The following is a 24,316-nucleotide window of genomic DNA, read 5'->3' as shown; positions in this document are numbered from 1 at the left end:
AATCAGTATGAAGGATATCATTGCACCAGTGTCAAAAGAAGCTCTATTGGCAGAACTGACACCGGACAAGTTAATGCGAAAAACGAACAAAGCCGACAACGAAATATACATTGTTACCTTTCAGGATTCGCCTAACGTGATGCGGGAAATTGGCCGTGTTAGGGAAATCACATTTCGGGACGCAGGAGGAGGCACAGGAGAGGATGTTGACATTGACGAATACGATACTTGCAGCGATCCATACAAACAACTTATCGTTTGGGACCCTCAGGCTATGGAAATAATTGGTGGATATCGTTATATTTTATGTAAAGATGTTCCATTAGACAAAAACGGAGTCGTACAACTTGCTACCACTCATCTCTTCAATTTCTCCGACAAATTTATCAAAGAATATCTTCCTTATACGCTTGAACTAGGCCGTTCCTTTGTTCAGCCCCATTATCAATCGAGCAAGGCCGGAGCCAAAGCTTTGTTTGCACTCGATAATTTATGGGATGGACTAGGCGCTCTCATCGTTGATCATCCCGAAATCAAATATTTCTTTGGTAAAGTGACTATGTACACCCACTTCCATACCAAAGCCCGTAACCTGATCATGTATTTCTTTATGAAATACTTCAACGACAACGAGAATCTGGTAACTCCAATTCACCCGTTGGATTTAGGAATCGACATCAAAGAGATGGAAAGAGTATTTAATGGTGGATCGTACAAAGAAGATTACAAAATACTTTCGCAAAAAGTACGCGAATTTGGAGAGAATATACCACCGTTGATAAATTCGTACATGAACCTGAGCCCATCGATGAAAACCTTTGGAACAGTAATAAACGATACGTTTGGTGATGTTGAGGAAACTGGAATTATCCTGACAATCTCCGATATATACGAAGCAAAAACAGATCGACACATCGAAACTTATTTGCGCACCAAAGAAACCAACGATTGGCCTTTACCTGAATAACACAACGATGTCATATTATAGCGAACACGAAAAATTCCATGTTGCAGTCGATTCCATCATTTTCGGATACGACGAAGAAGGACGCGAGCTAAACTTGCTTCTGCTGAAAAGAAATTTTCAGCCGGCAAAAGGAGAATGGTCGCTAATGGGTGGATTTCTGAAAAACAATGAAGGCGTTGACGAGGCCGCCAAGCGAATCCTAAACCAACTTACCGGCCTTTCGAATGTGTACATGGAACAACTTTACTCGTTCGGAGAACTCAATCGCGATCCAGGAGCACGAATCATTTCAATCGCTTATTTCGCCCTTATAAAAATCAATGCCTCCGACCTTGAGCTGGTAAAAACTCATGGAGCTACCTGGATTCCAATTTCTGCCATGCCACAGTTAATTTTTGACCATTCGGCTATGGTTGAACGGGCTCTTAAAAAATTACAGGTCAGGGCAAGAACTCAGCCTATTGGTTTTGAACTACTTCCCGACAAATTTACCATTCCACAACTTCAGGGTTTATACGAAGCCATATACAGCAAAACACTCGATAAACGCAATTTCCGCCGGAAGCTTTTAGCCATGGACTTATTGGAAAAGCTGGAAGAGAAAGAAAAAGAATCGTCGCGCAAGGGAGCCTGGTACTACCGCTTTGATGCCAATAAATATCAGGATTTATTGAAACGGGGATTTAATTTTGAATTATAAAAAGTCACAAGAGAATAGACTTTAAACTTGATTCAACAAGAAAAGCCGCTTCTGAATTCCTTCGGAAGCGGCTTTTTTGTGTTATTTTTTTCGGATATAAATCTGTATTGGAACACCTGAAAAATTGAAATTCTCGCGAATCTTATTTTCCAGATACCGGCGATATGCTTCCTTCACATACTGCGGAAGATTGGCGAAGAAGGCGAAACTCGGTGTCTGGCTTGGCAACTGAGTTACATATTTTATCTTCACAAATTTTCCCTTTATTGATGGTGGCGGATAATCCTCGATTGCTTTCAGCATCACTTCGTTTAATTCAGAAGTTTTAATCTTTTTACTGCGATTTTCAAATACTTCAACCGCTGTTTCCAATGCTTTCAGGATTCGTTGTTTGGTTAATGCCGATATGAACATGATTGGAACATCAACAAACGGAGCGATTCTTTCCTTGATCTGTTTCGTGAATTTGTTGGTACTCGCATTATCTTTTTCAATCAAATCCCATTTGTTTACGAGAATAACCAACCCTTTTTTGTTACGGTCAATCAAATGAAAGATAGAAACGTCCTGAGCTTCCATACCACGGGTCGCATCAATAATTAAAATACAAACATCCGAATCTTCAATAGCCCGGATGGAGCGCATGGTTGAATAAAATTCAACGTCTTCCTTCACTTTGGTGCGCTTACGCAAACCGGCAGTATCGATCAGATAAAAGTCGTGTCCGAACTGATTGTATCGGGTATGAATGGCATCGCGGGTTGTCCCGGCAATATCGGTAACCATGTTGCGATCAACGCCAATGAGTGCGTTAATGAATGATGATTTACCCACATTTGGTCGTCCAATAATGGCGAAACGCGGAACATTTTCTTCAATTTCTTCCGGCTCGTCTTTCGGAAATGTATCAACAATGGCATCGAGTAACTCTCCGGTTCCACTGCCGGTCATCGACGAGATGCAATACAATTCGCCAAGCCCCAGTGAATAAAACTCATGCGAATCAATGATCCTGGCATTGTTATCAACCTTATTCACAGCAATAAATACGTTTTTCTTCGAGCGGCGCAATACAGCGGCCACTTCTTCGTCCATATCGGTTACTCCGTTTTCAACGTCAACCACGAACAAAATTGCATCGGCCTCTTCGATGGCCAACATCACCTGTTTGCGGATCTCGCCTTCAAAAATATCTTCTGAATTTACGGCATAACCTCCAGTGTCAATGATTGAAAACTCGATCCCATTCCAAACACCTTTTCCATATTGACGGTCGCGTGTTACTCCTGCTGATTCGTCAACGATGGCTTTTCTTGATTCAGTCATCCTGTTGAAAAGGGTCGATTTCCCTACGTTTGGCCGACCTACAATTGCAATAATATTACTCATTTTTGTCTCCTATGTTCCTGAAAACAGGACTCTATCAATTATTTTTCCGTTATTCTAACTGCTGATCTAAGAAGAAATCTCTATTAATCAACATTTTTAAATGCGGCGCATACAACATTTGTATCTCAATCAAAATCCGTGGATGCGCCTTGTTTCCTTTGCTATTTCTGTCCCCGGGTTACGCTTTGCTTTACCCGGGGCTATTAATGTTTAACCCTTTCAGGGTATGCTCATATAAATTCTAATTGCAATAGCCTTCGCTGGCAGGGACTGAAAACAGAGATTGCAAACTGAACACTTCGCTATTCCATATCGTACCCAAAGCCACCCAACGCACGGTCTTTATCGCGCCAGTCTTTGTTCACCTTCACAAACAACTGAAGGAAAACTTTCTTCTGAAAGAATTCTTCCATATCCAGGCGGGCTTCCATCCCAACCCGTTTCAGCGCCTGACCCTGATGCCCGATAATAATACCTTTCTGGCTGTCGCGCGCCACATGGATGACGCACATCAGGTTCAAAATTTTATCTTCTTCCTTGAATTGCTCCACTTCCACTTCCACCGAATAAGGAACTTCCTTGTCGTAAAACAGAAGAATCTTTTCGCGGATAATTTCGCTTACAAAAAAACGTTCGTTGCGGTCGGTCATCTCGTCTTTCGGGAAATAAGCCGGACCTTCAGGGAGCAATTCCAAAATGCGGTCGAATATAGGTGCGGTATTGAACTTTTCGGTTGCTGAAATGGCATACACATCGGCCAACGGAAGCTTTTCGCGCCAGTAATTGTATAACTCCATCACCTTTTCCTGAGTAGAAAGGTCAATTTTGTTAATCAACACAATTACAGCAGCTTCGGAACTTTTAATGCGATCGACATATTCTTCATTCTTTCCAGGCGATTCGACCACATCAGTCACGTAAAGAATGATGTCGGCATCAATCAGCGCGGTATTCACAAACTTCATCATGGTCTCCTGAAGTTTGTAGTTCGGCTTCAGGATTCCGGGTGTATCGGAGTAAACAATCTGGAAATCATCGCCATTCACGATTCCTTTGATGCGATGGCGGGTGGTTTGCATTTTCGAGGTAATGATCGATAAACGCTCGCCCACCAGCACGTTCATGATGGTGGATTTCCCGACGTTGGGGTTTCCGATGATGTTTACAAATCCGGATTTATGTGCCATTTATGTCTGAATGAAGGTTTTAAAAAATCTGCGCAAAGATAATCAATTAATTCTTTAAACAGCTAAACCCTCATTTACAGACTTCCGAATTAACACTGGAACAAATATTAACTTTTAGGGGTGGTGGTGATTTGGTTACTTTTAGTTTTCTAAAATTCCTTTTAGGTTATTCAGACCATTTTGCAAATCAGGAGCAAGCATCTTTTCCATATCAGTGAATACCAGCATCAGGTTCATCGGGTATTTCATCGTTCCATGAAAGCCCCATTTTACTATCGTTGCATTTTCTGAAGCCGATTCAAATGTCAGGTAGGCAAAATCTGTCGATTCAAATGGTTTAATGAAATGAATTTCGTAGTCAATTCGGCTGCCTTTATCAATTTTAGTAATTTTTTGCTCTCCTTTTCCCGCCTTCGGATTTTCACTGTCCCAGGCAGAAACAAAACCAACGGTAGCATCTTCTCCGCGGAATTCGGTTTTCATGGCTGTGTCGATTTTAGCCCATACACTGAATTTATTCTGGTTTTTCAGGTATTTCACGTAATCGAAAACTTCCTGTTTGGGCTTGTTGATGGTCACTTCACGTTCAACGGAGTAGTTGCCATTGATAAACAGCGGAATAATCAGAAGCAATACAATAATGACAACCAATACCAATCCAATGATTTTAAGTGTTTTCATAAAGTTGAGTTTTAGGATTATTGTTGATTTTGAGTAACAAAACGGCTATCTGAAAGGTTCAACAATTAACTCAACAGTATATTCAGGATACAGGCTAGTCTATGATTTCCGACTCGTCAAGCTCTTTCAATGTTTCGCTTAACGATTGAAGGTATTTGCCGTAAAGTTTGTTGAATCCCCAACGAAGTGCAAAGAATGAAAGTGCAATCATCGGGACGATAATAAGCAAACTTATTCCGACGATCGTCAGTATTTGATGCGTGTTTAAGGTAATGACTCCATTACTTACCGAATCAGCTTTAAATTTGAGTCCCTGGTAAACTCCCGCAATGAAACTCACGATGATGTTTATTATGAAAATTACAACCGCCAGATAAAACATCCGCCGATATGTTTTCAGTGTCTCCAGGATTCCATGCAACAGGTCTTTTAACTGAAGCTGAATTGAAAAACTCCTCTTTATTTTGATGTATCGGATTACGAAGAATAAATACGTGGTGATAATAAGCGTTGTTGAAAAAATATCTATAGGAATGAGCCACTTCGGATATTCTATGTCGCGGTAACCTATTGCGCTAAAAAGATCCGACATGAATATTGAATCAATGATGAGATAAATGATAAATAACAGCAAGATACCCAGTCCAATCCGCATATTTCGGTCAATGCGGTCAACCAACGATTGGGTTCGGTTCTTCAGTAATTCATGAATCGATTCCTTTCCGAGTCGATGTTTATCCATCTCCTGAGAAGAATACATATCCCACGCCGATTTTAAATCTTTTATATCCATCTATTCTTCTGTATTCATTAACAACTTCAACTTCTTCTTAATTCTGTTCATCTTTACTCTAACGTAATTCTGTGTGATGCCAGTAATATCAGCTATCTCTTCATATTTTTTATCTTCGAGAAACAATAGAATAATTGACTTTTCAATTCCGGTCAATTGAGACACGGCCATATTCAACATTTTGATTTGCTCTTCGGTTCGGGTGTCGTACATTTCCTCAACCAATTGCATGTTTTCGTACGAAATACCTGCCTTGTCGGGTTGGCGCTTGTCTTTTTTGAAGCTTGTAATCGCAGTATTCAAGGCCACCCTGTACATCCATGTCGAAAATTTCGACTCGCTGCGAAACGATGGATACGATTTCCACAATTGCACCAGAATTTCCTGAAACAAGTCACGACGGTCTTCTTCCAAATCGCAATAGATGGAACAAACCTTGTGAATGATTCCCTGATTCTCGGTGATTATTTGTAAAAACTCCTTTTCCAAAGTTTTGCTATTAGTCTGCGAAAGCGAAATTCATTACATTAACTCATTTTCAGAAAATTGATTTCCTGTGGAGTCAGAAAACGATAACGTCCACGAGGCAAATCCTTTTTTGTCAGCCCTGCAAACATGACCCGATCAAGCTTTTCGACATTGTAGCCGAGGTGATTAAAAATGCGACGTACAATGCGGTTTTTTCCTGAATGGATTTCAATGCCAACCTGATTGGCATACTCCGGATCGATCATCTGAATATCGTCGGCCGCAATAAATCCATCTTCAAGTTCAATTCCTGATTTTATTTTTTCAAGATCTTCCGGACGGAAATCCATATCGAGCTGAACATGATATACTTTTTTCTTCTCGTAGCTGGGATGTGTCAGTTTTTTAGCCAGTTCGCCATCATTTGTAAAAAGAAGAACTCCGGTGGTTTGCATGTCGAGCCGTCCAACCGGATAAATTCGTTCGGTACAGGCATTCTGCACCAATTGCATCACGGTTCTTTCTGCATGTGGGTCGTCGAGCGTTGTCACAAACCCGCGTGGTTTATTGAGAAGCAGATATACTTTTTTCTCCGGATTTAGCCTGTTCCCATCAATGCGAACATCGTCGTCGAGCGATACTTTGCGCCCAAGCTCAGTAACAACTTCTCCATTAATGGTAATTAATCCATCGCTGATGATTTTGTCGGCATCGCGCCGCGAACATACACCCGAATTTGAAATGTATTTATTCAGACGAATTAATCCGTCGCCGGTAGGTTCTTCGGCCTTTAGTTCCTTCTTTTTCAGAACTATTTTCTTTTTTGAAAACTCTTTCAACTTTCTGGCGTTTTTGTGATTTGGTTAACAGGAAAAAGTCAATAGTCATTAGGAAAAACTCTTTCCTTTTTTCTAATGACCAATGACTGTTTTTTCCTTATTTTGAGGCAAATGTCGTAATTTTTAACGAAGTTTTGACTAATGACCTTCAGCAAGATAAACTTTGTACTGTTCCTTAATGATGTTGCGGACATCATACTCGTTGGTCATCTGATTTAGTAATCCTTTGCTGTTAATGTAGATCATGAAATTATCGGCTTGGGCATTGTTTAATCCGGTTAATTGCATAACCAGTTCTTTGTTGTAGAATTGTGAGATTATTTGCCACTGCTTTTCAGAAACGATAGCCTTCCGGGTTTCGCGTTTTTCGCGCTCGCTTTTGCTTAAATGGTATTGCAGGAAACTGGCTGGAGTGAAGAGGGCGGCAATTACAGGTGGTCTTTTGCTGTATGCATCACCTCTAAGTTCCGGAGCAATATCATTCTTTTTGGCTACCGGAACGCCATCCATGTTCACTTTTTTTTGTTGACCTGATACCGTTACGTCAGGGAGGGCAAAGCGAATAGGTTTTGCATAGATGATCAAAACGTTCATTTCGTTGAATTTTGCAGGTACATGTGCTATGCTTTTTGAAAACCCTAATGACGAAACGGAAAGACTGTCTATATTCAACATATCCATCATAAATCGCCCCTGCAAGTCGGCGCTTATGGTGTTGTGAGTTCTTAGGTTTATTACAATTGCATTGGGCACCGGGGTTTCGTCCTCCAAATTCAATACCTGACCTTTAAGCCTGATGGGCATCGGGTCTATCTCATCTACTGTCTGAGAAGAAACAGTTACACTGAATGAGAGGAATAAAAAAAGAAAAGCTACCGTGTGCACAACCGAAGGAAAGCGCAATGATTTATTCTCAGCCCGGCATGACCAATGACCAGTCAAATTTTTCTGACAGCACCTGTGTGGTGGGTATCGTTGTATAAATTGTTTCATGACTACCTGGCTTTGGTACAAAAGTATAAAAATCCCGTTCAGAACTTGATTACTGAAAACCGGATTAGTGTCCTGCTTTTCGATATATCGCAAATTGCTCCAAAATAATAAAACTCGCATTTTCCTTTGTTGTCATTTTATTGAATAACTTTTTGCTATTCAGAAACATCATAAAATTGTCAGCCTCAGTAGTGTTCAAGCCTGTTAACTCCCTCACCAATCCTACATTATAAATTTTCGAAACTTTAGCCCATTGCTTATCGGACATCATGATATCTCTCGTTTTCCGGTTGGGCTGTTCCTTGCCGTATAGTGGAATTTTTACAAAGCTGATTTGGTTTTGATAGGCTTTTTCTTCTGCCGGTTTTTCCTGCATAAAATCTTTTCGGAAATAAGGTGAAACTTTTATTTTTTCAACTTTCACAACTGGCTTTTGGTAGTTCCCATTGATATTAACATCGGGCAAAAGGAAACTTAATGGCCGGATATGAATAATCAACACATCAGAAACGCTGTAGCTTGCCGGAATTTCAATCGTTTGTTTGCTAAAACCGAGTGAACTAATTTCGAGGCTATCGGTAATTAAAGCGTTGATTGTGAATCGGCCTTCCAAATCGGCAGTTACAGTTTCTTTTGTTCGTTGGTTCGAAACAATCGCTTTAACTACTGGCGTTTCATCTTCCAGATTTAAAACCTGACCTTTCAGTAAAGGCTGATAATTTTCATCTGGTTTTTGGGCAAAAACTGATGAGACCGGAATTATTAGAAGCAATGCAAAAGCAAACAGACAAAACTTCTCCGGTGAAAAACGAGTCAAATGCACCATTGAAAAGTGCTTACGAGATACAGTTTTTTTGTTGCTATTCCACACTTTACGGCTGATTAGGAATCATAATAGGTTCAAAACGTTAAAACAAAATTAAGCAATTGCTAACGACTATTTGTTTGAACTAACATTCATTAACTGTATTTAACAGACTTATACAACTATAAATAAAGAAAAAGGCAAAGGGGAATTCAATTGGATTATTTAACTTTAATCAATAAATTTCTGAACGATTATCACAACCATACTATTATGAAACGTACTTCCGTGAAACGAATACTTTGGTCCGTACTAGTCATCCTGATTATTGGAGTTGGTTACGGTCTGTATTACATCAATTCTTTGTTGCCAATCATTACCGGATATCCGGCAAAATATTTGTGCTCGGCAGTATTTGTTTCGGGCCGCGAGCAGGCTGAAGTGGAGGCTATGGATCTGCACTTTTCATTCATAAAATACACTAAAAGCAAGGTCGATTTTCAGGATTCGAGTGTAACCACTTCGTTTTTATGGGCCAAGTCGAAAGCCATTTACCGGAAAGGTTTTGGAGCCACCCTGCTGCGGGGAGTTAGCGAAGGCGATTTACGGAAAATTAAATTTCCAAGATATTCTGCAACAGCCAATCAGGATACGATTTCATGGCCTATGGGAAATCTGATGCCGAAAAAAGGGTCAGCAACCGATACAATAAAACTGGAACGAATCGCAGAAAAGCTGATGGATGACGAAGGATATAATGGGCATGCTTTTGCTTTTATGGTGGTGCATAAAGGGATTCCTGTGGTAGAAGCTTATCAGCCGCAGTTTAATGCCCAAACCCGTTTCCTGAGTTGGTCGATGGCTAAAAGCTTTACCAATACATTGTCAGGAATCATGGTTAAAGACGGCAAATGGGACATCAATCAGCCGGTTAATCTTCCTGAATGGCAAGCCGATGAACGAAAAAACATCACGATAAACAACCTTTTGCAGATGCAAAGCGGGTTACGGTGGAACGAAGATTACGGAAACCGCTCCGATGTAACTCAAATGTTGTATTGCGAGAATGATTTTGCGAAATTTACCTACGATCAACCTTTCGCATTTCCCGCCGGAAGTCACTGGTATTATTCTTCAGGTTCGGTCAATGTTGTCAATTTCCTGATGCGTAAAACCATCGGGAATGATAATGAATATTACAATTTTGCTCAATCGCGTTTGTTTACTAAAATTGGGATGCCCGATGCTGTTTTTGAAGTGGATGCCTCAGGAACACAGGTCGGTTCGTCGTACATTTATGCCACAGCGCGCGACTATGCCCGCTTTGGGATGTTATATCTTCAGGATGGAGTTTTCAACGGCGAACGAATTTTGCCTGAAGGTTGGGTAAAATACACTACCACGCCAGCATCCGACAGCGATGGAAAATATGGATCGCTTTTCTGGCTGAACCGATCGAAATATTACCCGGCTGCTCCTGAAGACATGTATTCGTGCAACGGCCACGACGGACAACAGATTTTCATTATTCCTTCCAAAGAACTGGTTGTAGTTCTCGTTGGCTATTCGCCAAAACCCGATCGGGTGATGAAGTTTAACGATTTGTTGGGAGATGTGCTAAGTGCGATTTACTAAGTCAGCAAAAAAGTAAGGGTTTCACTCGTTGCGTTGAGTGAAACCCTTACTAAATATGATGTCCTGATCTATTCTACTTCAGATTCTTAACACGCTCCATGGCTTCCAACACATTGTCGCGGTCGGCAAATGCTGAAAAGCGGAAATAGCCTTCTCCTGATGGTCCGAAGCCTGAACCCGGAGTTCCAACCACATTTGCTTCAAATAAAAGCTTGTCGAAGAAGTCCCATGATTTCATATTGTCGGGCGTTTTTACCCAAACATATGGAGCATTTACACCACCAAAAACGGCAAAACCGGTTTCTTTCAGGCTTTCGCGCATGATTCGGGCGTTTTCGAGGTAATAATTAATCACTTCTTTTACCTGTTTTTTACCTTCTTCGGTATAAATAGCTGCAGCAGCTTTCTGCACCGGATAAGACACTCCGTTGAATTTAGTTGTGTGCCGACGGTTCCACAACGGTTTTACCGGGTGAGCTTTTCCTTCGCTGTCGTACGCTTTCAATTCCGATGGAATTACGGTGAATGCGCAACGCGTTCCGGTAAATCCGGCAGTTTTCGAGAAACTACGGAACTCGAGAGCTACTTCTTTGGCGCCTTCAATTTCAAAAATTGAATGAGGAATCGAGTCGTCGGTAATGAATGCTTCGTAAGCCGCATCGTACAAAATGACGCATTTGTTGGCACGTGCATAATTCACCCATTTGGTCAGTTCCTCTTTTGAAGCAACTGTTCCGGTCGGGTTATTCGGAAAACAAAGGAAAATGAGGTCGGGGCGCTCGGTTGGCAATTCAGGAATAAAACTATTTGCCTCGTTACAAGGCATGTAAATAATTCCATCAAAATATCCGTTCGGTTGAATCTCGCCAGTCTTGCCCGACATCACAGTGGTGTCGGCATAAACCGGATAAACCGGGTCGCAAATGGCAATTTTGTTACCGGAACCAAATACTTCCTGAATATTTCCAGTGTCGCATTTCGAACCGTCAGAAACGAAAATATCGTCGGCCGAGATATCGACGCCGCGATTTTTATAATCGTTCAAGGCAATTGCTTCGCGCAAAAAATCGTAGCCTTGTTCCGGTCCGTAACCTTTAAAAGTTTCAGCATTCGCCATGTCGTCAACACCTTGGTGAAAAGCTTTTACAACCTCCGGAACCAAGGGTTGAGTCACGTCGCCAATACCCATGCGGATCACTTTTTTATCCGGATTTGCTTCAGCAAACTCGCGCACTCTTCGTCCAATTTCAGGAAACAAATACCCTGCCTGTAGTTTCAGGTAATTTTCGTTAATTAAAGCCATTGTATATCGTTTTTATATGATTATTTCGTTTTTTGAAAGTCCAAAGTTATAAAAAAACAAAACCCGACTTCAGTTTCGTTTTACCGGCTTAATGAAAATACCGGAAATCATCCGCATTGTTAATCTTTTGCAAATACTTGTTTGTTAATTCGACTAAATCGTTAAACAAAAATGTTAAAATTGGGTTAGATAGGCAGAACAAAAATTACAAATCATGATCAGTTTCAAATCTCATTCGGGAATTTATTCGCTGGAAGTCACTCAATTTCTGAAGATCTCATTAACCGAAGCCTGGAACTTTTTCTCGTCGCCAGGTAATTTATCAAAAATTACTCCTAAGCACATGGGCTTTGAGATTACTTCAGGATCTCCTGCAAAAATGTACACGGGACAAATCATCACGTATAAAGTATCTCCATTCCCGGGAATCAAAACAAACTGGGTGACAGAAATTACGCATGTTTCTGAAGGAATGTTTTTTGTGGATGAACAGCGTTTTGGGCCTTATCGCATGTGGCATCACGAACATCATTTTGAAGCGAAGGACGATGGAGTTTTGATGACAGATAGGGTTTCATACAAATTGCCTCTTGGCTTTTTGGGTCGGATGGCACATTCGCTCTTTGTGAAAAACCAGTTAAAGCAAATATTTGTGCATCGGGAAACCTGTCTGGAAAGCATGTTCAGGTAAAATTAATTTGATTCGGTACTGCAAATACTGAAAAACCCGCTTTGATTATCTTAAATCAATTGATTAAATTGGATCAAATTTTTAGGATGAAATCTGAACGAATGAAATACCTGACAATTCTCTGCATCGCTACGATAGCAGTTGCTGTATTGGGAACTTCATTTGTTTCTGCGGTTCATCCTGAAACCAATCTGATTCCTGATTATAATTCGGTTAATGGTTATGAACATGATAAGTACGATCCTGAATTTAATCTGAAAGCCGATTCGGTGACTATTCCAATGAAGCGGTCGGGACGGCTGTTTCTGATTGAAGCCACAGTTGACGGAGAAACCGGTAATCTGGTTTTTGATACCGGCGCCAACGGATTGGTTCTCAACAGTACCTATTTCAGAAGCTACGTAAAAACAGCCAGGGCGTATTCAAACGGAATTACAGGAACGGTTGGCTCAACGGAGCAAATTTCGGTGGGTAAACTTGAATTTGCTGGCCTTATGTATAAAAAGCTAAATGCAGACCTTGCCAATCTTGGGCACATCGAAAACCGAAGAAACGATAAAATTCTTGGATTAATCGGCTTTAGCATGTTGCGAAGTCTCGAAATTGTAATTGACCCAATCAATAATGAACTTAAGCTTTTCAGGATAGACAAAGCAGGTAATCGACTGAATTACAACAGGCCAGGATTCAAAGCTGACTATTCTCAAAAAATAGAAGGGAACTCCAATATTCTTTTCCTGAAAGGAACGATCAGCGGAAAAGTTCTGAATTTCTGTTTTGATACCGGTGCCGAAACCAATGTGATTTGCAGCGATTGCAATAAAAAAATTATGAGCACCCTTACCATTACCCGAAGAACTTCATTAAAAGGCGCCGGAGCAGCCGGAGCGGAAGTATTTTACGGAAGAATGAACGAATTTTCGATTGGCAATCAACAGATTCCGAATATGCAAACCATCATTACTAACCTGGATGCCTTGAGTGAATCGTACGGAACCCACATTGACGGAATATTGGGTAATAGTTTTATGAAACAAGGAATTGTATGTATTAATTTTGTGAACAAACAGTTTGGCATTCGTTTTACGAAAGGAGAGGAAAAATGAAGACAATTACCCGTTTTATGTTGTTATTCGTTTTGCTGTTGCTCAGCTCGCTGAACTCCAGGGCTCAGTTCGATCCTGAGAAGATTTGCCGGATCGAGAACGATCGGCTTATTTTCACGCTGAACTTGAAATGGTCGGAGAAGGAGAAAAAGGAACTTGTTGAGCTTTTTGATCTGGATAGTACTTTAATTGCCCAGATATACGAAGGGAAAACGAACATTGTGATTGGCGATGAAAACTGGAAAGTCAAAAGATTACCTGCAAACCTTGTCGAACTTTCGAAATCGGTACAATCAAAGGCTAACATAAATATCAAGTTTAACGACTTGTTTCAGGTAATTGATACCTGGATGAACTTTGCCGGAAATACAACAGAAGCAAATGTGGTATTTGGCGTGAATAATTTTGAAGTTTCGAACGCCTTTATTTATAGTAATGGTACCGCCCGGTTTTACCTTCCAACTGGGAAAGCCGCTCAGAAGGTTTACATTTCAGGAACTTTCAACAATTGGAGCACTTCGAAAACTCCAATGAAACAAGCAGTTGGAGGTTGGATGGTTGATTTAAAGCTGAAGCCGGGTAAATATGCTTACAAATTTATCGTAGATGGACAATGGATTACCGACCCAAGTAACAAATTGCGCGAACGTGGCGATGCAGGATCCGACAACTCGGTTGTTTATTGTTGCAATCACCTTTTCGAATTGAAGGGTTTTAAAACTGCGGAAAAAGTCGTGGTTACAGGTAATTTCTACAATTGGAACCCACGCGGTTTGGCTATGAACCCAACCGCCAGTGGTTGGTCGTTGCCCATTTATCTGCGCGACGGAACTTATACCTATAAGTTTTTGGTTGACAAAAAATGGATGACCGATCCGGCCAATAAAACGGTAAGGATTGATCCTGAAGGAAATTCAAACTCATTTCTAAGTATTGGCGGCTCGTATCTGTTTAAGCTCAATGGCTTCGCTACTGCGAAGAATGTGGTTCTTGCTGGTAATTTTAATGGCTGGAACGATTCTGAACTTAAAATGGATAAAACCAGTAAGGGCTGGCAACTTCCATTTGTATTAGCTCCTGGCAATTACGAATACAAGTTTGTTGTCGATGGCAAATGGATGTCCGATCCGGGAAATCCTTTCACCACCGGGTCGGGGAAATATGAAAATTCATTTATTGCATTGAAAACCAATCATGTATTCAAGCTATCTCAATATCTTAATGCCAAATCGGTAATTGTTACCGGAAGTTTTAATGGCTGGACCACAAAAGATTACCGGATGGTAAAGGAAAATGACAAATGGATATTCCCCATCTACCTATCGCCCGGCAAATACACCTATAAATTCATTGTCGACGGAACCTGGATTCTTGATCCAGCCAATAAACTCTACGAACAAAACGAATACGGAACTGGCAATTCGGTATTGTGGGTTGAACCTTCGAAATGAGTTAAATGATGCGGAACTTCATTCATAGTAACGTTTTCGGACATTACGGTTTTTGTTCTTTCTTCCTGTCGAAATAGCGTTTCCCGAAAAATGCGATCAATGGAATTATAATTACAGTCAGGAACAGTTCCGGGTGATCTTGCAAATAGATCCACCAGGTTCGGAACATTTGAAATGGGCCAGTCATTTCTACCTTGATGAAGAATGTTCTGTCATCGATATCCTCAATAGCTCCGGCAGGCGTTTTTGCAACTACTTTAATGACCAGTTTTGCATTTGGCTGATCTGTTAATGGTTTTACACTCCAACGCCAGCGGTTATCTCCGATTGAATCAACATCCTGCCAGCCATTTCCATATACCGAATCGATTCTAAACGCGGCATCCGGATCGATTAACTCGACTTTAATTCGCTTGTACAACAGAATATTGGTGGTTACAATTGAATCTGTATTTGCTTTGCGGGCGCCAGGATTCTTTTGCTGAGCAACGATCTTCATTAAAGTGTCTTTCACAAAACTTCCGGAATTAACAATCGAAACATACACATTAATGTCTTCAGATACATTTCGTTTCATCTCTGAAGAATAGTTATAAGCCAATCGAGCCGATTTTTTCTTCGGAACAGAGCTTTCTGATTTGGTAGTGACAACCTGTTCTGATGCCGGCTCTGTAATTATTGAAGCTGTATCAAGAGATGTAACCTCATCGTTGCGCGCCTCAGTTGTGTGCTGCGGTGGAAGAGCTGCCGCTGTCGGAGATGATGGAATTGCATGTTTTATACCTTGTACATGTGTCTCGGAATGAGCAATTGCCTTGTAATCATTGGCTACTGGAACCGCACCATCACTTCTCGTCGATTTTAACGGTTTTTTAATGGCATAATCTTTCACCTGCGAATTTACCTGTTCAAATTTTTTAGGTTCATCTTGTTTGGAAACCTTAACATCCGTCCCTTTTTCAATTTCCGGAATTACAGCAACCGAATCATGTTGTTCAGGTAATTCCTGAACCGTTCGAACTGTATCGACAGCTGTTGATTCAGTATTTGCAGGCTCTTTCTTTGCCGAATTTGAACAGGAAAATAGTATAGAAGCAATCGTAAAAACAAGTATCAGTTTTCTCAAATACATCTGGTTGAATTTAAAAGGTATAAACAGAGCCAAAAGGCAATCAACAATCCTGCTTCAGTAAACCACGTTTATCCATATCCGCAATCACCGAATCAATGAATTTTTCTGCAGCCATGTTTTTTCCTGCCTTTTTACCAATGGAGATAACCTTGTCAACTGTGAATCCGACAACCGGGCCCGAAATGTTTCGCGCGAACCATGATTTTCTTCTGATTCGTTGTATGATCGGGTTTACTGATTTGCCTGCGCCTCCTGGCACATTTCCTTTTGTAATGTTATTGATAACAGTTTCAAACCGGGCCTGTAATTTATCTTCCAACCCAATCAGGTACTTTAAGCTAATGGAAGGATACCGAAATTCATCTTCTAAAGCTGGTTTTATAATCTGTGTTTGGTCGTCCGAAATTCGAATATCAGGAATTATTGGCAGGAGATCAGTCTTTTCAGGCATGAAAAACTGGAGTGAATCTTTGTCCAGATCACCGTATCCATGCTGTATGATCGGATTTTTAGCGGATTCAGGAACACTAAAATAGCATTGGATAAAACGCTGACAATTCCGTCGTCCAAGCATAAAATCGTGAACCCGAAAATCGCGGTTGAAAAAGCCACCAAAACCACCCAGCGCCCCACATGCAATGCTCTCTTTCTGAGTTACACCACCACTCGTCCGGATAGGTGCAATCATAAATCTGGAATAGTCGTAGTCGTCGTAAGCCTTTTCAAGCAAGTCAGATTTTACCATTAATTGTTGGCGCATGGCTCCCAAAAGTTGAGTTGAGGCAAATTTTATGGCCTGAAGGTTGAAGTAATCGGCAGGAGATTCATCATAATTTGGGAAAGGGTCGATCATTAAGATCGTAGTATCAAAATCGGAAACATTTGTTGCAGGTTTATAGGCCGTTGCCGTTGCTGAATCTTTTTCTTTTTCTATTTCAGCTTTTCTCCGGTTCATTAGCAGCGTCTCGGTTAAATCGTAAGGTTCATTGTTTATTACTCCGCCATCGACACAAACTGTATTGTAATCTTTTGTAGGGTCAACCAGATTGCTTTTGCTATGGTTGATTTTTAGCAATGGATTATCATTGATGTACTTGGCTTCGCGAACAAGTACCCGTGGCGATAATCCCACCGGGAAAGCGCCTGTTGAAATGGCCGCATCGATGAGCAATTGTCTGTTTAGTCCTTCCGGAGTTAAAAAATGAATTGGGATTTTTCCATCGTTATTGTATGTTCCGAGAGGGTTAAGTTGAAAATGAACCAGGTCTTTATGCATGGTCATCCGGTCCTGGCGTGGCCCAAGGGCTGTGATGAACTGCAACTCGTAATTGAACCCCCGAAGATTGGTGATGGTGGTAAACAACTCCAGATTATCAGCAATATAACTCCTTTTAGTTTTAGGATCTTTTACAATGCTGTCTAATGTGCGTCGGGCAATTTTTTCGATAAACAGGGAATTGAAGATTGAACGGACTTCCTTATCCGGATTAATAGATTCAGAACCAACGATATCATCATTGCTGAGCATTTGATTCATCATATCGTTTTTTTCATCTTCGGTTAAATTAACCCACGAATCAAATAGCGGGTTTTCTTTATTCACTCCCGATAAATAGTTCTGCTGATTTACATGCGGGAAATCTTTTTGAACTGCGGCGGCAGTTATAACAGCCGTCATTCCACCGGCAGATGCACCGCTTAAGACTTCAACAAGTACATTATGCCTGGGAACGCCAGGTAAGTTCAGGTCTTTTGCTTTTTGCCAATTTTCAAGAGCTTCGAGCAAATAATCCATTACTCCGGCGGTATAGGCTCCGGCAGATACAGCACCTGCCATGGAAAGGCCAATTCTGAATGTTTTTTGATCGGTCATAATTATAGAATTTATTTAAAGATTTTATCATCTAAAGGGAAGACCTGGTCTAAATAAATCCGGATGAATAATTGTTCTGTCAGTTGACATCAATTATTCCCGATGACTCTGGAGAGCTCATTTCTGGTTTATCTAAAGTTAACGAAAAAGTTTTAATAAATAACAACTAATTTCGATGCGGACGAAATGAACACAAACCAATAAAGACCAACAACTTACACATAATCTAAACTTTCAGAAGGATTGATTTGTCCCTACGAAAAATATTGAAATACATATGTGATTTTGAATGATCCGTAAAATATGCCAGGATACTATTACAATGGCAATGATCGCTAGAATGATTCTTGTGGATTAATTCAGCTCGAAAACATTTAATAATTAAAGCTTTAAACACAAGTAATTCAGTGTCTAAAAGCAACTTGAAACGTTTACATTAAAAATATCATCGGGTGCAAATTCAGGTGCAAATAAAAAGGACTCGCAAAATTGAATTTGCAAGTCCTTGAAAATTAAGAGCGAGAAACGGGGGTCGAACCCGCGACCCTCAGCTTGGGAAGCTGATGCTCCTAAAGCATCCAAAAGCTGCGCTTTTGAATGCAAACCACTGAGCTACTCCCTTTTACCGCTCAAATATTTCAGTTAGAAACTGATTTCTGTTTTATCGGTTTACGATATGGTTTACATGCACTAAAACAAAGATCGATTAATAAATAATTGTTATTTCAAACTGTTTTGTATTCTTAAAGATAGTCATTTTCAACTAGTTATTGTATTTAATTTGTGTATTTAAAAGAATAAAATTGTAAAAAAGCATAATATCTTGGCGTAAATATCTATAATTAAATCGATTTTGATAATTGACTCATTTTATTGATTTGTATATAGAGATTTCAGTAAGTCAAATCAAAATATTTTGGATTTTCCTGAATTAAGCCACGGGGGAGGGAGAGATGACTGGTCTTGTCTGACTAATATAAAAAAATATTTTTCAGATGGAAAATAAGTTTTAAATTGATATTCTCCCAGAGAGATAAAAAATTTATTATTTCCCTCCTATATATGCCAGAAACCAAAAATTATCTCATTCTTGAAATACAGCACCTAATTTGGGTTTAAAGTGGAATGCTGTTATTTGGCCATTTAAGATTACTAATCAAAATGGATAGGTTTATTTTTAAAAACATCCAATTGTTTATTCAGAATTCGATCAAATATTTTGTAATAAATTGTCTCTTTTGAAAAGCTATAACTTGATACATTGTCAGTTAATTCCTTTGAAATATAAAACCTCATTTTTTTCAGAGTGTTGTATCTTTCAGAATATTGAGATGCACTTATATTCTTTTCTTTTAAATGAAAGAATAAAAAAATGATATAGACATAAACATATTGAAAAGATGGGTAATTGCTTCTACACAATTTGAATTTTTCAGCCATTAAAACTAATTTGTTTAAAAAAGCTTTTAAGTCAAATTCGGTTTTTGCCCCAAACTTAAAATAGCAATTAGATAATGGATTAAATTCGTTATGAAACATAACATAACAACTATTCCAACTATAACTTCTTACTATAGTTAGATTTTCAAATACTTGTTTGTTTTCAGAATCAAATATTTTAACATATTCTGCTCCATTACCTTTTATGTCATAAATACAAAGTTCAAATGTGTAATTTTTATGCTTAATTATTGTTTTTTCTGAGCAATAAATCATTTTTGGTCCAAAATACCACACTTCTCTTGTTGGTAAATCGTTAAGCCCGACTTTAAATGTTTCAATTGTTTCCATACTGACTATTTTACTCTTTAAATGGTGATATTATACACGTACTTAATACAATAGATTATTTTTCGCTACAATAATTACAAACATTCAATATTCTGTCACCAATGATGACTACTTCTTCGCTATCTACTCTTAATATCTCAAGTTTTCGACAAACTTGGAAGAATTAATAGAATTTCTATTAGCAGCTTTTAATATGTCCTACAACGTTTTGCAGCTACCCCGAAGGTGTCGATTTCGAAGCACTTCACTTTCATCCCTTTACTGAGCCAATTCGATTATTACTATATTCATGTTTAAAATACAATGCCGTTTAGTTCTTAAATTTATGTTATAATGTTCATTACAAGGGCCAATTAAAAAACACGATAATCTCATGAAATTCAATGAGATTAAAAGCTAAAATCGTCGATAAGTACAAAGAACAAAAATCCTAAAATTTAGGCTGGGGTGTAATTCAACACCCACTCAACGCTGGGTCTTGCATACCACTCAGAGACCTATTTATTGTAGCACGTTTTTATTAAAATATTTCTGTTGTTCCTAATTGATATATAGAGATAGATTTTCATCTAATTTTCTATCCGAATTTAATTCATTATTTATTTCTAATATTTTGTCATTTATAGTGCAAATGAGTTTTTCAATTATTGGAGTTAATTCTGAAGCCTCTATTATTTTCAAAAAATCATTAGTTGTTATAACATCATCTACATTAAAAGAAACCAATAATTGATTTTCATATTCATAATCTCTTCGAAATGTTCTTTTTTGCTTTTTATTGGGAATATATTCAGTTATTTGAAAACCGTCCAGTGTAGTATTATGACTGTGTTTTGTTTTTATAAATGTTTTTAATACGAAAATTTCTAAATTATTTTTATTAAATGCTTGTTTTATGTATTCGTTTATGTCTATTCCAATGGATATCTGTTCAAAGATTTTGTCAGTTGAATATTTTATAATGACATCAGGATATAATGATAGTTGTCCTGCACGATCAATTATTACTTCAAACTTTAAATTGAAAAAATGAGCAGCTGAAAGTTGTGACTTATTACGATCATTTAAGACATGCAATAAATCATTCAATTTAGGAATAAGAAAGTTTCGATAAAAATTCGATTTATCAAGCTCAATACATAGAGAAAAAAGATTTAATAAATTATCCTTTGAATTATTAAAAAGTACGTCAAGGTTGTTTTTGTATATTCTTTCTTTTATGTCCTCACTTGTTATGTTTTTAATTCGCAAAACTGCGAAATACTCTTGCAAAGAGCGATGAGGGAATGAAAATTCATTACTGTCTGAAATAAGTATATTAATAGCAATATGAAGGTCATTTAGAAGTTTTCTATTGTCAAATTTGTATTTGCTGCTTTGTTTTATTTTGTTGAAAATTTCATAAATATATTGTCGATTAAACGAATATTTCCCCTCGAAATATGTTAAAAAAGAAAAATATTGTAGTAAAAGCTCAAAGTCTTCCCGTATAAATCCTGTCTCTTTTTTATGTATAAAACCTAATTTATTCTCACCACCATGGCGTTGATATAATGTATCAAATAAGTTAAAATAGAAACTGCTTTTTTGAATAGGTATTTCTGGGTGATATTCATAGTTTCTAATAAACATTGATAACAGTGGACACGCCGGATAAAATATCCAGTGTTCGCCGGAACAAATTGACCACCTTCCGCCGGTCAAAATGGTTGGGTTGCGCCGGAGCAAATTGACCACCCTCTAAGAACGATTTATCCTTGTTGATTAGCGGGCATTTATGATTAAGTTGGCTTTGTTCAATATAATCAAAATGTCAAATAAACTAATCATTATGAGCAAGGTAAGAAGCATTATCAGGCTTTACACCGAGGGTGTAAGTAAACAGTCCATCGGGGAACGGACAGGTCTTCCCCGCAATAGTGTTAAGAAGTATATCAGGTTGTTCCTGGCTTCGGGCAAATCGCCCCAGGAGATTCAACTGATGAGTGACACTGAACTTGAGCAGATGTTTCTGGATATGGTTCCACGCAATCATATTGAGAATGATCTGCGTTATCAATCTCTGGAAGCATTTTTCCCCACCATGGAAAAAGCATTGAAGATCCGGGGAAACACCAAGGAGAAGCTTTGGGAGCAATATTTTGAACAGCATCCTGCAGGCTATCGGTTTTCACAGTTCAAGCATTATTATCTTCTCTGGAAGAAGGTTCGTAATCCGGTTATGCACATTGAGCATAAGGCCGGGGAGAAGATGTATGTTGATTATGCAGGCGAAAAACTCAAGGTTTTAGATCCGGAAACATTAGACATCACAGAGGTAGAGGTTTTTGTCGCCATACTGGGTGCAAGCCAGTTGACCTACGTAGAGGCCAGTTATACCCAACAGAAGGAAGACTTCATCAACTCCTGCGAAAATGCATTACATTACTTCGGAGGTGTTCCTAATGCCATCGTTACGGATAACTTAAAATCGGCGGTAATCAAGAGTAATCGTTATGAGCCAACACTTAATGAGGCTTTTCGTGACTTCGTAAGCTATTATTCGATGGCGGCTTTACCGGCAGCTCCGTATAAACCCAAACACAAAGCGTTGGTAGAAGGTGCCGTCAAAATCATTTACCGTTCGATTTACAGCATTTTAAAGGGTAATGTATATTCTTGCATTGAACTGCTAAATAGCGCGATCAGGGAGGCACTGGAAGCTCATAATAACAGGCCGCTTACAGGAAGGCCATTCAGCAGGCGACAGTTATTCGAAGATACTGAACGACACTTTTTGCACCCTTTACCTGAAAAGAGATATGAGTTGAAGCGACGCTATATCGCTTCTGTGATGAAGAACAATTACGTCTGCCTTGCCGAGGATAAGCATTATTACAGTGTTCCTTACCATTTTATCGGCAAGAAGGTAACCTTGCTTTACAGCCAATCTGAGGTTGAAATTTATCACCGCTACGAGCGAATTGCAGTGCACAAAAGGAACAGGCACCTTTTTGGACACACAACAATAACAGATCATCTGGCCTCGCAGCACCGCTTCATGAGCGACTGGAACCCCGATAAATTTATCGAACGAGCCGCAGAGGTAGGCCCTCAAACAAAAGAATATATTATCCAGTTGCTAAATGCCCGGCAGCATCCGGAGCAGACCTATCGATCCTGCCAGGGAGTTTTAAGTTTTTCGGTACGTGCCGGAAAAGAGCGGCTTAACAATGCTTGTCTGCGTGCACTTCAATATGGCGATTACAGCTATCAGACCATCCGGGTAATCCTTGAAAAAGGACTTGACCGAAACGTTGATGATCAGCAGCATGTTGATCAGTCAATGCCCCCTCACCTGAACATACGTGGTAAAAACTATTACCGGTAATATCTCCCCGGAGGAAAGCTGTAACGGCTACCCCTCCGGGTATTGTTTAACCTTAAATCGAATAAAATGAATGAGCAAACGCTTCAAAAAATGAGACAGATGAAGTTCTTCGGTATGGTTCGTGCCTTTAGAACAAGCATCGAGAATGGCAGCATGATTCAAATGACAGGCGATGAAATGGTATCGATGCTTATTGATGCCGAATGGGATGATCGTAACAATCGCCGCATAGAGAGGCAAATGCGCAATGCAAAGTTCCGTTATAAAGCCAACATTGAGCAGTTGCACTTTGATATAGATCGCAACCTGGACAAAAATCAGTTCATGCGTATGGCTGAGTGTACTTTTATCGGAAGAAAAGAGAATCTTCTGATCACCGGGAGTACCGGAATAGGCAAGAGCTTCATTGCTTCTGCTATCGGAAATCAAGCCTGTACCCTTGGGTTCAAAGTACTTTATGCCAACACTACAAAGCTGTTTACAAGATTAAAAATGGCCAAAGCAGATGGTTCGTACATCAGAGAAGTTGCAAAGATAGAAAGACAGGATCTTTTGATTCTGGACGATTTTGGCTTGCAGCCGCTTGATGCATCAAACAGGTCGGTACTTATGGAAATCGTGGAAGATCGTCACGGAAACCGTTCAACCATTATAACCTCTCAGTTGCCAGTGGCACAATGGTATGAGGTTATCGGAGAACAAACAATAGCGGATGCAATACTTGACCGCATTGTTCATGATGCTCATCGAATGGAACTTGTAGGAGAATCAATACGAAGAAGACAACGAAACAAAATCGTAGAAACTGTTGAATCAGAATAAATAAATCTAATTTTGTATAACTCTAATCAAAACAAGGAAATGATCGTTCTCAATATTGAAAATAGGTGGTCAATTTACTCCGGCGAAAGGTGGTCAATATAAAACGGCGCGGACTGGTCAATTTAACCGGCAAATCCAACGTAAATAGACACTTCACTAATTTTTTTTGATTCATTTAGTTTTGTCATTTTTAATTTTGTATCAGGAATAAGTTCCAACAACATTGTCAGTAACATTCTGATTACGACACAAATTTGCTGGTTTTATTAGGGGGCTCTATGGGTAAAAAAAATCCTACTTTTCTTACCCCCTTATTTGGG

Annotated in this window: 21 protein-coding genes and 1 tRNA gene; 8 read left to right on the top strand and 14 right to left on the bottom strand. The window is 39.3% G+C overall.

The features are described from left to right. The first annotated feature begins 7 nt into the window (after positions 1 to 7). Together AQPE_RS14175 and AQPE_RS14170 are read left to right on the top strand one after the other, a co-directional pair. Complete coding sequence (locus tag AQPE_RS14175) at positions 8 to 967, top strand: GNAT family N-acetyltransferase (RefSeq protein WP_318347155.1); 960 nt, start codon at positions 8 to 10, stop codon at positions 965 to 967. A gap of 7 nt (positions 968 to 974) precedes the next feature. After that, complete coding sequence (locus AQPE_RS14170) at positions 975 to 1,667, top strand: NUDIX hydrolase (protein ID WP_318347154.1); 693 nt, start codon at positions 975 to 977, stop codon at positions 1,665 to 1,667. A gap of 81 nt (positions 1,668 to 1,748) precedes the next feature. On the opposite strand, the gene der is transcribed toward AQPE_RS14170, so the two are convergent. The 8 genes from der to AQPE_RS14130 form a co-directional block, all read right to left on the bottom strand. Beyond that, positions 1,749 to 3,056, bottom strand: a complete 1,308-nt coding sequence (gene der, locus AQPE_RS14165; protein WP_318347153.1) for a ribosome biogenesis GTPase Der — start codon at positions 3,054 to 3,056, stop codon at positions 1,749 to 1,751. A 302-nt stretch (positions 3,057 to 3,358) separates the two neighbouring features. Next, positions 3,359 to 4,243 carry a GTPase Era gene (gene era / locus AQPE_RS14160; RefSeq protein ID WP_318347152.1) on the bottom strand — a complete coding sequence of 295 codons (885 nt, stop codon included), beginning with the start codon at positions 4,241 to 4,243 and terminating at the stop codon, positions 3,359 to 3,361. A gap of 141 nt (positions 4,244 to 4,384) precedes the next feature. Next, positions 4,385 to 4,924, bottom strand: coding sequence for an SRPBCC family protein (locus tag AQPE_RS14155; protein WP_318347151.1), 540 nt, complete (start codon positions 4,922 to 4,924; stop codon positions 4,385 to 4,387). A 94-nt stretch (positions 4,925 to 5,018) separates the two neighbouring features. Next, positions 5,019 to 5,717, bottom strand: coding sequence for a hypothetical protein (locus tag AQPE_RS14150; RefSeq protein WP_318347150.1), 699 nt, complete (start codon positions 5,715 to 5,717; stop codon positions 5,019 to 5,021). Further along, positions 5,718 to 6,206, bottom strand: a complete 489-nt coding sequence (locus tag AQPE_RS14145) for an RNA polymerase sigma factor (protein WP_318347149.1) — start codon at positions 6,204 to 6,206, stop codon at positions 5,718 to 5,720. It lies immediately after the preceding gene. A 38-nt stretch (positions 6,207 to 6,244) separates the two neighbouring features. Next, complete coding sequence (locus AQPE_RS14140; RefSeq protein WP_318347148.1) at positions 6,245 to 7,024, bottom strand: pseudouridine synthase; 780 nt, start codon at positions 7,022 to 7,024, stop codon at positions 6,245 to 6,247. Positions 7,025 to 7,162: 138 nt separating this feature from the next. Then, positions 7,163 to 8,017: a hypothetical protein gene (locus tag AQPE_RS14135; protein WP_318347147.1), complete on the bottom strand. Its 855-nt coding sequence runs from the start codon at positions 8,015 to 8,017 to the stop codon at positions 7,163 to 7,165. A gap of 64 nt (positions 8,018 to 8,081) precedes the next feature. Continuing rightward, entirely contained in the window at positions 8,082 to 8,834 is a 753-nt protein-coding gene (locus tag AQPE_RS14130; RefSeq protein WP_318347146.1) for a peptidase associated/transthyretin-like domain-containing protein, read from the bottom strand. 261 nt (positions 8,835 to 9,095) lie between these two features. On the opposite strand from AQPE_RS14130, the gene AQPE_RS14125 reads away from it, so the two are divergent. Next, positions 9,096 to 10,457 (top strand): serine hydrolase domain-containing protein, encoded by a 1,362-nt coding sequence (locus AQPE_RS14125; protein ID WP_318347145.1) that lies wholly within the window; start codon positions 9,096 to 9,098, stop codon positions 10,455 to 10,457. Positions 10,458 to 10,530: 73 nt separating this feature from the next. On the opposite strand, the gene AQPE_RS14120 is transcribed toward AQPE_RS14125, so the two are convergent. After that, positions 10,531 to 11,760: an LL-diaminopimelate aminotransferase gene (locus tag AQPE_RS14120; protein ID WP_318347144.1), complete on the bottom strand. Its 1,230-nt coding sequence runs from the start codon at positions 11,758 to 11,760 to the stop codon at positions 10,531 to 10,533. Positions 11,761 to 11,974: 214 nt separating this feature from the next. On the opposite strand from AQPE_RS14120, the gene AQPE_RS14115 reads away from it, so the two are divergent. The 3 genes from AQPE_RS14115 (at position 11,975) to AQPE_RS14105 (ending at position 15,008) form a co-directional block, all read left to right on the top strand. Continuing rightward, positions 11,975 to 12,451 carry an SRPBCC family protein gene (locus AQPE_RS14115; protein WP_318347143.1) on the top strand — a complete coding sequence of 159 codons (477 nt, stop codon included), beginning with the start codon at positions 11,975 to 11,977 and terminating at the stop codon, positions 12,449 to 12,451. Positions 12,452 to 12,552: 101 nt separating this feature from the next. After that, positions 12,553 to 13,557: a pepsin/retropepsin-like aspartic protease family protein gene (locus AQPE_RS14110; RefSeq protein WP_318347142.1), complete on the top strand. Its 1,005-nt coding sequence runs from the start codon at positions 12,553 to 12,555 to the stop codon at positions 13,555 to 13,557. Beyond that, the gene (locus AQPE_RS14105) at positions 13,554 to 15,008 is read left to right on the top strand and encodes a hypothetical protein (protein WP_318347141.1); all 1,455 of its coding nucleotides are present in this window, start codon (positions 13,554 to 13,556) and stop codon (positions 15,006 to 15,008) included. Before AQPE_RS14110 ends, AQPE_RS14105 begins: the two co-directional genes overlap by 4 nt. Positions 15,009 to 15,051: 43 nt before the next feature. Here AQPE_RS14105 and AQPE_RS14100 read toward each other — a convergent pair whose 3' ends face one another. The 5 genes from AQPE_RS14100 to AQPE_RS14080 form a co-directional block, all read right to left on the bottom strand. Further along, the gene (locus tag AQPE_RS14100) at positions 15,052 to 16,140 is read right to left on the bottom strand and encodes a hypothetical protein (RefSeq protein ID WP_318347140.1); all 1,089 of its coding nucleotides are present in this window, start codon (positions 16,138 to 16,140) and stop codon (positions 15,052 to 15,054) included. 40 nt (positions 16,141 to 16,180) lie between these two features. Then, positions 16,181 to 18,013 carry a patatin-like phospholipase family protein gene (locus AQPE_RS14095; protein ID WP_318347139.1) on the bottom strand — a complete coding sequence of 611 codons (1,833 nt, stop codon included), beginning with the start codon at positions 18,011 to 18,013 and terminating at the stop codon, positions 16,181 to 16,183. A 520-nt stretch (positions 18,014 to 18,533) separates the two neighbouring features. Beyond that, positions 18,534 to 18,635, bottom strand: a tRNA-Gly gene (locus AQPE_RS14090). Positions 18,636 to 19,165: 530 nt separating this feature from the next. Continuing rightward, positions 19,166 to 19,804 (bottom strand): hypothetical protein, encoded by a 639-nt coding sequence (locus tag AQPE_RS14085; protein WP_318347138.1) that lies wholly within the window; start codon positions 19,802 to 19,804, stop codon positions 19,166 to 19,168. 540 nt (positions 19,805 to 20,344) lie between these two features. Beyond that, entirely contained in the window at positions 20,345 to 21,541 is a 1,197-nt protein-coding gene (locus AQPE_RS14080; RefSeq protein WP_318347137.1) for an NACHT domain-containing protein, read from the bottom strand. 94 nt (positions 21,542 to 21,635) lie between these two features. Between AQPE_RS14080 and istA the strand changes: the two genes are divergently transcribed. Beyond that, complete coding sequence (gene istA / locus AQPE_RS14075) at positions 21,636 to 23,174, top strand: IS21 family transposase (RefSeq protein ID WP_318346873.1); 1,539 nt, start codon at positions 21,636 to 21,638, stop codon at positions 23,172 to 23,174. 90 nt (positions 23,175 to 23,264) lie between these two features. Then, complete coding sequence (istB, locus tag AQPE_RS14070) at positions 23,265 to 23,996, top strand: IS21-like element helper ATPase IstB (RefSeq protein WP_318346872.1); 732 nt, start codon at positions 23,265 to 23,267, stop codon at positions 23,994 to 23,996. Positions 23,997 to 24,316 lie beyond the last annotated feature (320 nt).

The organism is Aquipluma nitroreducens (assembly GCF_009689585.1).
Taxonomy (GTDB): domain Bacteria; phylum Bacteroidota; class Bacteroidia; order Bacteroidales; family Prolixibacteraceae; genus Aquipluma; species Aquipluma nitroreducens.
The sequence above is the reverse complement of the archived record's forward strand: the minus strand, read 5'-3'. Positions and strand labels throughout refer to the sequence as shown.